The sequence below is a fragment of the Vibrio sp. Vb0888 genome, assembly GCF_033338835.1.
Lineage (GTDB): Bacteria > Pseudomonadota > Gammaproteobacteria > Enterobacterales > Vibrionaceae > Vibrio > Vibrio alginolyticus.
Genome location: NZ_JAWOTL010000288.1, coordinates 1 through 1,093 on the forward strand (window position 1 = coordinate 1; position 1,093 = coordinate 1,093).

Annotated in this window: 2 protein-coding genes; one reads left to right on the plus strand and one right to left on the minus strand. The window is 42.6% G+C overall.

From position 1 onward, the window contains the following. Nucleotides 1-129, plus strand: a 129-nt coding sequence (locus tag R7P72_RS25690) for an amidohydrolase family protein (protein ID WP_318111060.1), incomplete at its 5' end; no start/stop codon positions are given. 154 nt (nt 130-283) lie between these two features. Here the strand turns inward: R7P72_RS25690 and R7P72_RS25695 are convergent. Further along, nucleotides 284-1,093, minus strand: an 810-nt coding sequence (locus tag R7P72_RS25695; RefSeq protein ID WP_318111059.1) for a lipase family protein, incomplete at its 5' end; no start/stop codon positions are given.

The following is a 1,093-nucleotide window of genomic DNA, read 5'->3' on the forward strand; positions in this document are numbered from 1 at the left end:
GAAGTGGGTAAGAATGCGGATTTAATCATCCTCGATAACAACCCGATGAAGATTGAACCTAAGGCGCTAAAAGACCTAAACGTGGAAGAAACCATCAGCAGAGGTCAATCGGTTTATCAACGACAGTAATCCAAAATAAAACACCGCCGTTATCGAGGCGGTGTTTTCTATCTGACTCACCAAGCACTTTATCTATTTGCTCGCCACTAGCTTCACTAACCAAGTAGGAAACTTTTCGTATTTAAGAATAAACCACACCTAAGCAAAGGCGGATTAATCAAAATCAGAAGGTCGTTTTGAGGGCGGCTTTAACAGCCTGATTCAACTTACTTAGCACCAATTCAAACACCCAACGAATAAAGGAATAAGTAAATTTGATCGCGATATTTGCACCTTTCCCCGCAAATACCAACATGTGGCCAAGTAAACCTTTTACGCGTTCAGAAAATTCGCTAGAGAGTTCTGAAATTTTGACGATTGAACGAGCAATCGCGTCATATATAGTAGCAATAGCAGAACCTACATTTTGCAGGGCAAAGACTGACGCCGCAGCCCCACCATCAACTAACAACGTAAGGAGCGCTGCCGAGATCTTATCTGCCCAATCAGCAGAAGGTGTGGCTTGAAGTCGATTCTCATAGTTTAAAACGACGCGTTTAAAAGTGGAGCTTGCCTTTTGAAAGCCAAGGCTATCCCAGGTTGCAGTCTGTGTATAAGAACTGTACTCCGCCATAAAATGTGCGCTAGGAAAAAGACCTTGAGCACGATTCAATATGTACTCCGAACCATCATAAGGCACATGATAAAAAGGCCATACTGGTACTTTAGGTACTGGGTCTGCGCTATTGACACATCGATAAATGCTATCCACACGTTGCGTCGCATTTCTAGAAAAGCTTTTCCCACCAACCCTTGGAGCACCAAATGTGTACAAGTGGACTTTTGCATTAACCTCAGAAGAAGACTTCAACCAGTTTGCAGCCAATGTAGCTAATGCACCGCCAAGACTATGGCCGACACAATGAATGTTTGCGATTCCAAGTGACTGAGAATTTTTTATAAAAGACTTCATATCAGGAATCATCGAGTTAAA